At 56.1% G+C, this 9,713-nt stretch carries 12 protein-coding genes and 1 riboswitch; of the genes, 5 read left to right on the top strand and 7 right to left on the bottom strand.

Annotated elements, in window-relative coordinates:
* Positions 1 to 22: 22 nt before the first annotated feature.
* The 3 genes from brxC to AX735_RS22055 are packed head-to-tail and all read right to left on the bottom strand — an operon-like array spanning position 23 to position 3,386.
* Complete coding sequence (brxC, locus tag AX735_RS22065) at positions 23 to 2,224, bottom strand: BREX system P-loop protein BrxC (RefSeq protein WP_155645699.1); 2,202 nt, start codon at positions 2,222 to 2,224, stop codon at positions 23 to 25.
* 5 nt (positions 2,225 to 2,229) lie between these two features.
* The gene (locus AX735_RS22060) at positions 2,230 to 2,799 is read right to left on the bottom strand and encodes a DUF1788 domain-containing protein (protein WP_066114666.1); all 570 of its coding nucleotides are present in this window, start codon (positions 2,797 to 2,799) and stop codon (positions 2,230 to 2,232) included.
* Positions 2,796 to 3,386 (bottom strand): DUF1819 family protein, encoded by a 591-nt coding sequence (locus AX735_RS22055; protein WP_196490380.1) that lies wholly within the window; start codon positions 3,384 to 3,386, stop codon positions 2,796 to 2,798. The genes AX735_RS22060 and AX735_RS22055 overlap by 4 nt, the downstream gene beginning before the upstream one ends.
* A gap of 330 nt (positions 3,387 to 3,716) precedes the next feature.
* Here AX735_RS22055 and AX735_RS22050 point away from each other — a divergent pair, with 330 nt between their 5' ends.
* Positions 3,717 to 3,926, top strand: coding sequence for a hypothetical protein (locus AX735_RS22050; RefSeq protein WP_058539811.1), 210 nt, complete (start codon positions 3,717 to 3,719; stop codon positions 3,924 to 3,926).
* Positions 3,927 to 3,956: 30 nt separating this feature from the next.
* Positions 3,957 to 4,616 carry a hypothetical protein gene (locus AX735_RS22045; protein WP_058539810.1) on the top strand — a complete coding sequence of 220 codons (660 nt, stop codon included), beginning with the start codon at positions 3,957 to 3,959 and terminating at the stop codon, positions 4,614 to 4,616.
* 10 nt (positions 4,617 to 4,626) lie between these two features.
* On the opposite strand, the gene AX735_RS22040 is transcribed toward AX735_RS22045, so the two are convergent.
* The gene (locus AX735_RS22040; protein WP_058539809.1) at positions 4,627 to 5,412 is read right to left on the bottom strand and encodes a hypothetical protein; all 786 of its coding nucleotides are present in this window, start codon (positions 5,410 to 5,412) and stop codon (positions 4,627 to 4,629) included.
* Between the two features lie 176 nt (positions 5,413 to 5,588).
* Here AX735_RS22040 and AX735_RS25425 point away from each other — a divergent pair, with 176 nt between their 5' ends.
* On the top strand, positions 5,589 to 5,813 hold the full coding sequence (locus tag AX735_RS25425) for a hypothetical protein (protein WP_156447582.1): 225 nt from the start codon (positions 5,589 to 5,591) through the stop codon (positions 5,811 to 5,813).
* A 29-nt stretch (positions 5,814 to 5,842) separates the two neighbouring features.
* Here the strand turns inward: AX735_RS25425 and AX735_RS22035 are convergent, their stop codons facing one another.
* Positions 5,843 to 7,012 carry a hypothetical protein gene (locus AX735_RS22035; protein WP_066284778.1) on the bottom strand — a complete coding sequence of 390 codons (1,170 nt, stop codon included), beginning with the start codon at positions 7,010 to 7,012 and terminating at the stop codon, positions 5,843 to 5,845.
* Between the two features lie 3 nt (positions 7,013 to 7,015).
* Entirely contained in the window at positions 7,016 to 7,726 is a 711-nt protein-coding gene (gene traN, locus AX735_RS22030) for a conjugal transfer protein TraN (RefSeq protein WP_231750221.1), read from the bottom strand.
* A 56-nt stretch (positions 7,727 to 7,782) separates the two neighbouring features.
* On the opposite strand from traN, the gene AX735_RS25420 reads away from it, so the two are divergent.
* Both AX735_RS25420 and AX735_RS27145 read left to right on the top strand, forming a co-directional pair.
* Positions 7,783 to 8,136, top strand: a complete 354-nt coding sequence (locus tag AX735_RS25420) for a hypothetical protein (protein WP_156447581.1) — start codon at positions 7,783 to 7,785, stop codon at positions 8,134 to 8,136.
* Between the two features lie 185 nt (positions 8,137 to 8,321).
* Positions 8,322 to 9,158: a DUF7146 domain-containing protein gene (locus AX735_RS27145; RefSeq protein WP_039330619.1), complete on the top strand. Its 837-nt coding sequence runs from the start codon at positions 8,322 to 8,324 to the stop codon at positions 9,156 to 9,158.
* Here AX735_RS27145 and AX735_RS26160 read toward each other — a convergent pair.
* Positions 9,069 to 9,470: a hypothetical protein gene (locus AX735_RS26160; RefSeq protein ID WP_152998733.1), complete on the bottom strand. Its 402-nt coding sequence runs from the start codon at positions 9,468 to 9,470 to the stop codon at positions 9,069 to 9,071. The two genes, AX735_RS27145 and AX735_RS26160, sit on opposite strands and share 90 nt — an antisense overlap.
* Positions 9,471 to 9,582: 112 nt before the next feature.
* Positions 9,583 to 9,713: riboswitch (cobalamin riboswitch) on the top strand. This riboswitch is flagged as partial in the annotation.

Genomic DNA, 9,713 nt, shown 5'->3' with positions numbered 1-9,713 from the left:
CAACCCTCCTTAAATCACAACCTCAAATCTGTGCCATTGGTGCTGACGGGGGACAGCCCAGCACATAAAATTTCGCCTCCTCCAGCATTTGCGTGAGCGAAGTGCTGATGCGATTGCGGCGTTGTGAGTTTTCCAGGCGCTTGTCGTCATGAATGCGCTTGGTTGTCTGTGGCAGTGAGCCATCAGATTTGAGGCGCAGGTAGGCCTCTGTTTTGATGTAAGCGGTGATCTCGTCTGACAGCTTCTGATCGTCGCGCAACTTGACGACGACCTGCCCGACGGAGCCATCCACACTCAACTCGATGCACCGCGCGTCGTTGAAGGTGCCAAAGTCTGGCGCCAGAGGGGTCAGAACCGAGAGGATCAAGCTGCCCTCTACCCGGTTGCCAAAGGGCGTCAGGTCGATCAACCGGGTGAGATCGAAATCCTTCCCGTTGGCGGCATGGCGATAACGGCGATCTCGCAATACGTCTTCGAAAATGACGTCGCCAAGCAGGCGGTTGAGGTCCGCTTGGCTGTAGTCCTGATCTTTGATCTCCTTGTTGATATCCCGCTCTTCGTTCGTCAGGAAGAAGTAGAGATCGCCATTGCGGCTGATCAACGTTTCACGCTCGAGCCGAAGCAGGCTCTGCTCAATCTCTGACCTCAGCGCTCGCTTGTCCGCGTCGACCTCGTCCACGAAAAACGTGACCAAATTATCGATATTTGCAGGGACTTCCTCGACATAGCGAATGAGGAACAGCGTCTTCAGAACTCGCGCATCAAAGTCGCTGCGGTCTGCAATGTTCTCTACCCTGCCGATCGCCGTGCGGACGACACCTTCCAGAAAGCTCTCAATTGCGGGGTAAAAGGCGTCCAGCGGGACGAGCGCCCCGATAGGCTTGTCCTTGATGGCCTTCGCAGCAGTCTGGAATGCATCCAGCATTGAGCGCTCACCCTTCGAAAGGTGACCGCCGGTCGCGCCGAATTGACGACTGGCTTCGAAAATCTTCTGGACCAGCAGGAATTGATATGGAGCGAATGGGTAGCATTCGACGAAACCATCCGCATCACCAAAGGAACGCAGCGTGATGCCTGAATCACGAAACGTGATCTGATTGCGTAGGATGTCTCCCTTTTCGCGGAACAAGGCTTTCAAGGCGTCTTGGGCAGCGGGGGCCTTCTCGAGCAGACGTCGCTGAATGACCTCATCCGCGTTTGCTCCCGAAAGTGAAAGGCGCGTCGTGAACCGACCCTGGATCTTCGAGAAGTCCTTGCTGCGATCCTTCTCGAATGCTCCTCCAACGACCGCTTCAATGTCCTCCTGCGAAGTGACCACAACCCAGGCCCGGCCATCGCAGACAGTACCAAGATTTTCCGTTATCGTCTGGAGGTTGAGCATGAGCTGGGACTGGCCGCCGATGAACTGGCCAACCTCGTCGGCAAGAAAGACCAAGCGCTTTGCCCCGCCCGATTGATCAAGGTACTGCCTGACCCACTTGGCGAAGTTCTCGATGGTCAGGGCCAGACCTTTATCGAGGTTGTCAATCCACGCTTGAGGGTCCTCGATCCGTTGGCTGAGAACCTTGCTCAGCGCCGCAGCGACCTCCGAGCCATAGAATTGGTAGGAATCGCGCTCCGCTCTCCAGTCAAGGTTATGGTCGGCGGCCAGCACATCGATAAATGCTTGGAACTTCCCCTTGCCATCCAGAAAACGCTCCATGTGGGCGACTTCCGGGTGATCCCCACAGTATCCGAGGTGCTCGTTGAAAACCTTCAGGAAAACTTGAAGAATGGCATCCCGGCTGTGATTTTGTTCCGCCTTGCTATCAATGTTGAAGAGTATAACCTCGGTCTGGGCGTTTGCCATTCGCCGCAAATCGCCCTGAAAGGCGCTGTCGCCAGCGGCCTTCTCAATGAAGAAGTCGAGGGGCACACGATCAGGTTTGCCGTCTTCCGTAACCGCATCATTGGCCAGCAGGTAGGACAAAATCTTGATGAAATGGGATTTGCCTGATCCGAAAAAACCGGAGACCCAGACGCCCATCCTTGCGGAAACCTCAGCGTCATTCCTGCTGTCAATCCCCTGAAGAAAGGCGTTTACGAACTGACGCAAATGCCGATCCACCTCTTTGGTGATCACGTACTCTTCAAGTTCGTTATAGGCTTTGTCGCGCTGATCGGCCTTGATAACACCATTGATCGGACGATTGATGTCTTTGGTGAAAATACTTTCGATATTCATGAGCATCAATCCACCAATCTAAATGCGCGATAGTACGGCGTTTCTTGCATATCACCGAACAATTGAAGGCTCTGGCCGCTAAATCGCCCAGGAAAGAATAGCACTAGAGGGACGCTACCCAACAGAGGTTGAAGGTTGTTGAGAAGGCTATGTGTCCTAATCAACGGGTATGCCGGGCCCACGCCTGTCAAAAACAGCATGTCGAGCGTCATGCCGCCAAATTTATCCAGCAAGGCAGCCGCCATTTTCCCGGGCTCGAGTGGACCCTTGAGCGCACTGAGCAACGAGCTAACCCCTTTGGCTTTCTCCATTGCCAATGCCTTCGCATAAAGGTCACGCTTCTTCAGTTGCTCAACGGCCAACTCGAACATGTTGACCACGCCAATCTTAAGTCCAGTTTTCCGGGCAAGATCCTCAAGCAGCCATTCGATGTGATTGTTGACTTGCTGCTCCGACACGCTGGGATAATCGAACGCGTAGAAAGGCACATCATTACCGAGGCCGCGACCGTGCAGAAATTCCTCGGACGTGATCCTATCTCGAATACGATCGAGCCGAGCCTGTAAGTTTGTCATATGAAAGCCTGCATAGCGCGAACGACTTCGTCGCATTTATGCTCGTGAAGATAACTCATTATTTCAGGCTGGTAATGAACCCGCTGGAGCAATGGTTTAGAACCATCGGAAAGCATTCCAACCTCCGTCAGAATCTGAAAAACACTGTCGCCCAATTTGTCAGTGGTAGATTGTGTCCAGATCGGCATTTCAGGATCACGCTCTCGGCACGAAGCTACAAACGTGCGCCAATGGCGACGGGTCAATTCCAGGTTGCCAGTGCGAAATTGGTCGCAAACAAAGAGCAGCAAAAAATCCTTCAGCAACTGGCTGTGCGAGATTGCTGCCGCAAACACGGATTGGGTGGCCAAGGGTTTCGAACCATCTCGAACCAACCGCCAATGGTCAGGCGTCATTGTTTTGAGGCGTGTTCGAATAAGGCTGGCCTGGCGCTTTGCTGTCCCCAGAGATGTTTTCTGCAGCACATTCTCGACTTCGATCGCTTGCTTCCATTTTTCCGCTGAAACAGATTCGAGCAGCAACCCGGCGATAACTCTTGATTCGTAGAGCTTTAGGGAGCCTCCTGCGATGTCTGCTTTGTAGCGCAAAATGATATCCCATTAGAATCTCAGCCCAACGTTCATCTAGCAGATTCGTAGCGAATCTGAACAGCCAATGTGCGGAGGTGACGATACTAGTCATAAGATTTGCGGCGGTCCGCCTCGCAGAGGAGCGCCATACCGACTCAAGGGTTTTGATGCTGAGCGCGACCCAACGCAGCGCAGTCTAACGCTTTCACGCGACAGGCTTGCCTCGACGCCAATGCAACCGGCAATGCGCCCAATCGAACAACCGGCAAACCCTTGATAGTTAGTGATACAGTCTTGACATACGGTCCACAGCAATGCGACCGATCACAGGGTCGAAACGAGCACCGAATGGCAAACTACGACGACGCTCTGAAAGTAATGGACGCGGTCGCAAAGTACCGTGAGGACGAGAGCTTGCCTAACGACCCGCACGAAATCGACCGCCTGTGCGAACGCTTGTTCTCGAACGATGGATTTGACGAAATCGCCATCGCATGGAAGCGTATTTCGAAATACGAGCGTGAGGTACACGGAGGCGATTGGCCAAAGGCCGATTGATGAGAATTGCCGTCATGCTACTATTGCCGCATGGCGAAACGGATTGAGCTCTACCAGGAAGCTGCCAAGCGGATGGCGATCAGCCCTGACGCGTGCATGGAGCAAATTCGGCGCTGCAGCATCAGTTCCAAGTTCGGATATGAGGGCACTGACCCAGCTTCGCTTGCCGCGATCGTGGGAATGGACGCAGACTGGGGTGCCGCCGCATTTGCGGAACTGCGGAGCACCGGTTTCATTAAGACGGACTGGGCCCGTTTCAAATGGTACCAGCCCAGCGGCAAGCAACTCGATGATAAGATAGCCGAACTAGCGGCAATCGAAGCCGCGGCAATCATCAGGCTGTCGTCCATGGACTGCGCGCCGGCACTACCTGTTATCCGCGCCTTGGCTGAGAACTTCCTCGAAGAAGCGGATGGCGGGGACACGATTGGGACGAGCCTTGCTCATAACAGGATGATGCTGGCGATCGTCAGCGCCACCGGCGAGCTTCGCCTCATGGAAGATTACGTCAAACACGCCAGTTTGGCGGTCGCCTATGCAGTTGCGGCTCGACTTGAGGCTGCCGACCTCGAGGGCATGAAACGTTCAGCTAATGTCATTGTGGACCTCATCGGGACGCCCGAACCGCGGGACTGTGCAGCCGAAGCTGTCGCCATGCGGCTCCACCCGAGAGAGCCCGTGATCGCGTAGGAGGCCTCACTCAGCAAAGCGGCAGGGCTACCTGACCGACCTCTTCCAAAGGCTCTATAATCGGCGTGAATGTGCGGGAGCTGCCCGCATAGGTTGGATACCCGGCTATGTTGTCCTCGATCGTCTGAAACCCATCCTGGCGGTCGTTGACCGGATAGATGCCCTCGCCCATCTTTTCGATGAGCGTCTGGAGCGAAGGGGCGATGCCATCGAAGAAGATCCGGCTAGCTGCGCGAACGCCCGCAAGGTCGCCTGACCTGGCAGATCCAAGAAACTGGTCGCTCGCCTCCACTAGAAATCCTGTGCGGACAGCATAAGAATCTGCCATCCAAAGGAGGCGGAAAAACGCCTGGGGGATGAATTGCGAGACAAGGTTGGCAAGGGTGCTTTCCTTGCCACCCAGGACGATATGCGTCAGCCCCATGGCACCAAGAAAAAAATCCTCGTGTTTCACAGGGACGTTTCGAATGCGTTCGTCGATGAATGCCGCAAGCGGGCCAAGAGTTCCACCCCCGGACTGCGCCAACCGTACTGCTCCGATCTCGACGATTGCGCCCAACGAAAGGCGCCATTCCTCAACTTGGCTCTGCGAGAATGTTGAGATGACATAGGACGTGCCCGAGCGGGTAAGATAGCCGCCGACCTTCAAGGCGACCAGCAGCCTGCGCGCCATATTGATATGAAGCCCGTAGTAGGCAGCCATGTCCTGGGCAGAGTACGGTGCTCCAGCCTTGAGCTCGCCAAATAGAATGCGCTCTCGAAGATCGAGATAGGTCGCGTCAGTCTTCGATAACATGCTCTCAACGGCTCGCTTGAATTCAGCGCAACCGCTCCCCTTCTGGTATGATTCTGGCACCCCACGCAATCGCTGATACAAATCGAATCGGCAATCGACTCCTAACCCCTCGCAGCGTTGATCCTATGATTGTCTTTTTGGCGTAAAAACGCTACGGAAAGGCTAGGAGAACGGCGATGGGATTCCTAGACCCGCACGGCAACGATGGACCGATAGAGCACTACTACAGAACGGGTGACCCATCTCGCGGTTATCCGCCCAGTGACCATCTTACCCGCATGGGTGATTTGGACGCATCGACCGGCCATCTGAATTATGGCGGAACCCCAACACGGACCAGTTCAATTATTGCCCTGCTGCTGTCGGTTGCCTTTCTCGTGGTCGCTTTTCTCAGCTGGTAATCTCGTGGGATGTTCCAACAGTCAGGCAATCAACGCTGATCTTTGTCATAGAAGCGTTGATTGAATCGATCGTCGGCACCACCCTCTCCTTTCCGATCCTGCTGAAAATCCTGCCGGCGCTGGCCGGATCGTGTCACATTGGTCTCATAGCGCTGTCCGAGAGACTGACCGCCTTCCTCAATTCTATCGCCGATCGCGCTGTCTGATGACCCCTCGACAAGATTGCGCGGCGATCCGGCTGAACGACGGGGCCCCTGTCCGCGTAAGTCTGCTTCGGTAAATGAGCCCGGACCCGAGACATTGCCCACAAGCGAACCAGATTCTGGGATCAGATCGCTGAACGGCGCCACCCGCTGATCGTAATAGTCGGAGATTATCGCCCGAGCGACTACTTCCGCAGTCGCCTGCTCTTGGGGGCTAAGATCAGTACGGGCCAGACTGGGTGCTGTCAGACCAAGTTCAGCCGCCTTTTCCTGGTACCGGCTCGCGATAATCTGGCTGAGGTCAAAGGAGAGATTGGACCCATAGCCATCCCTGCTCGAGGTGTTGCTGCTGAGGGATTTCGAGACCTCGTCGATCGCTGCAATGCGCTTATCAATCCGCCGTACGTCCTCAAGAGCCTGTTCCTGGGAAAAGGCCTTCTCTGAGTACCCTTCGCTCCGGTTGAAGCTGCCGCTCTGCGAATAGCTGCCACTGTCCTGCGTTGCGTTGGATCCATTCGACCGATTATCGGATGTAGAGGAGTCGAAGCCTTGGCTCTGGTTGGCATCGGTTCCACGGCTCACGGTGTCAAATCTCGACCGTCCGCCGCTGATGCCGGTTTGGACATTGCCTCCAATGGCACCATTAGCGCCACTGCCGCCTTCGCCATTTGCAGCGCGATTGCCGCCGCGCCCCACTGAACCACCGATACTAAGCGAGCCGGCTCTCGTGGTTTCAAGACGATCGGTATTGCTTTGCTGGGCTCCCTGCGAGGAACTCACCCGAGTGATCGAGCCGCAATCAAGAAGACGCTTGATCGATGCTGCGAGCTCACCGACCGTCGCAGGCCGCAAGAACCAGTCTTTGATGAGCGCGAACATCTCGGTCTCGCTGCGCGCCAGATCGCGGCCGATGGCGACGCTGACCGCGAGATCGAGCACCTGCGCTGGCGGAAACGGCTCGCTATGCGGGAAGGCAAGAATATCGGCGCTGCTCATGGGTCAGGTCCCACCGTTCGTGTTGTAGTAGTTCTGAATTTTCTGCTGGATCTGGATCGACATATCGATCTCGTCAGGCAGCTTTGCCGCATCAACGAACTCGGCATAAACTTCCCGGAAATCCATGCGGCTCAAGTCAAGCTGCTGGAATTGGGCAATCAGGAAACCTTCGCAGTCAGGGCGCTGCGGCGTCCCCCACCGCATCCCAAGTTGCGCCTTGCCCTGTTCATTGAGAATACGGACGAGCTTACTGCCATAGCAGCAGTACGACTGCTTGCGGGTCACGCAGACGCCGAGCACGCGGGCTGAGCAATAGGTCCCGATAAAGCGGCACAGACCTTCGTCATCCCGCTTGTCTACCTCACGGTCCTCGCGGTCGCACAGGAACGGCGTGAGAAGCGGCACGCCCTTGCCGCTGCAGCAGTTCGACAACCCGAAAACCTTTCGGGTGCAGCGCAAATGCTCGCCACTGAAGATCTTCAACCGGTCAGGATCAAACCCGTCCCGCAGCTCGCCCATGACGTTCATGGCCACCATGGCGTCCTTGAACTCAGGTGATGCCTCGCGCTCGACCTGAGTGCATTCCCCATTGATGCAATAGAGATCGCCTGCACAGACATAGGCGGGCGGCGGCGGCGATCCCGCGCCGGGAATGGCGCACTGGTACCAGCGATCATGGACGTTGCAGGTCACACCATCCGCGTCAAAACTCAGGCACTCATCATGGCTGAACCTGCAATCCCCACGCGCCTCCCCTTGCGCGCAATGGCTTGCTCAGTGACTATGAGGACGTCGCCCCGCTGCTCGACCAGCGCCGGGGTCCGGCGTATCCCGAAATAGCTGGTAAGACGGCCGTCCTGATCAAAGTAGAACCGGCGCTGGTGAGCCTTCATGAGCTCGAAGGGAGAGCCATCAACGAAGATGATCTTGGCGCGCGCATCACCCCCGTGCTTAATCGCCCATTCGACTTCTGCCGGGTCGTCTCCATCAACAAAGAGGAGCTTCTTGCTAAGCCCAGCAGCGGCAAGCGGGTTGACGCGCTGACCGGCCACAGCAATCGGGTTCGCGCGCCGATGATGGCGTCGGCGTCAAAGCGACCAGCAAAAATAGAAGATTTTTCATGACCACACCTTTCGGCGTGGTTCGGATATCGCCCCACTTTTCTAAATGAACAGGCGGCGCATGGCAATCGCCCAGAATCTGGCATCGCACAGACGAAAGCGGCGTTGGCCATCGCGAGCCGTGCCGGAGAAGGTCGGGTCGATCCAGAGGGGAAAGATGGTGAGGCTGAGCTGAGAGGAGCGAGTTTATGCTAGTTGCGCTCAAACCCACCCAGGAGACCATCGACATCGTTGCTGCGCTGAAGGGCCGTTGGCACGGTTCCTACGCGATGTGCATCTGCCCTGCGCATGCAGACCGAACGCCGTCACTTTCAGTCCGGCAGGGCGAGCGGGGTATTCTGGTCCACTGTTTTGCGGGATGCCGCAGCGAGGATGTCCTGCGCGAAATCGGTCGGACCAAACCGATCCTGAATTCCTCTGCCCCAAGCTATCAGCCAGAACGAACTGCGCCAAACGTCAGAAGGATATGGGATCAGGCCACGGAGATCCGCGGAACGCTCGGTGAAGTCTACCTTCGGTCGCGGCGGCTGCCAATCGACCTCCCCGACTTACGCTTCCATCCGCGGTGCCCATTCGGCCGCAAGCCTAAGACCACCTTCCGGCCCGCGATACTGGTCGGTGTCAGAACCGGGCACCGGATGACGGCCATCCAGCGGATCAGGCTGACCAACGACGGAACATGGCATGATGGCAAATTCATGCTCGGAAAGCCTGAACGGGGCGCGTGGGCACCGCAGTTCGAGGGCGACGTGCTCGCCATTGCTGAGGGCATGGAGGATGCGGCGAGCTATACTCAGATCAAAGGAGTCCCTTGCTGGGCAGCACTCGGGAATAAGCGTCTCGCGCTAATCAACGTTCCGGACCAAGTTGGCACCCTTTACATCGCCGCGGACAACGATGGTCCAGGCCGATACGCTGCAATGGCGGCAGTTGGATCACATAACATACCAGAAAGGCAGCTCTTGCGTGATCCGCCGCCAAGGCCTTTCCACGATTGGGCAGAAGCTCAGAGCCATATCCGTTAAATGAACATCAGGCTGAGTGTCGGCGATGAAGATCGGGCGCGAGGCACCGACAAACGCTGTAAGCTGTTGAACGAGCCATTCGGAAACATACCGCAAACTTGCCGGTCGAATTTCAGCATCGATATGCAGTTCCGACTTCCGCCGTCGAAGTTCATAGGCCACACCATCATAGAAAACGGATCGGTCCATTGAGGAACCCGTTTCAAGCAGTGCAGCGAAACTACGCAGACCGATTACTTGCATCTTTCCCACTACAAAGCTTGCGGGATTATCAATCGCGTCAATTCGATTTATGGCGAACCATTTGCCCATGAAATCTCGGATTTTCGGTGATGGGGCCAAAGGAAAACGCTATCACTTCAAGACACAGCTTGGTTTTATCCTGTATGTCAATTATACTGCCGCTGACTTCGGTTAAAATCCGTTGTCAACAGATCGCGCCGGTGCCCGAGAGGGTTTAATTCGGGAACACGGTGAGGAGCGGCTTTTGCTGATCCGAGTCCGAGGCTGTCCCTGCAACTGTAAGCGGCGAGCGCGATGCACATCGCTTCCACC

The organism is Blastomonas sp. CCH1-A6, from assembly GCF_001556365.1.
GTDB lineage: Bacteria > Pseudomonadota > Alphaproteobacteria > Sphingomonadales > Sphingomonadaceae > Blastomonas > Blastomonas ursincola.
This window is presented reverse-complemented; position numbering and strand designations above follow the sequence as displayed.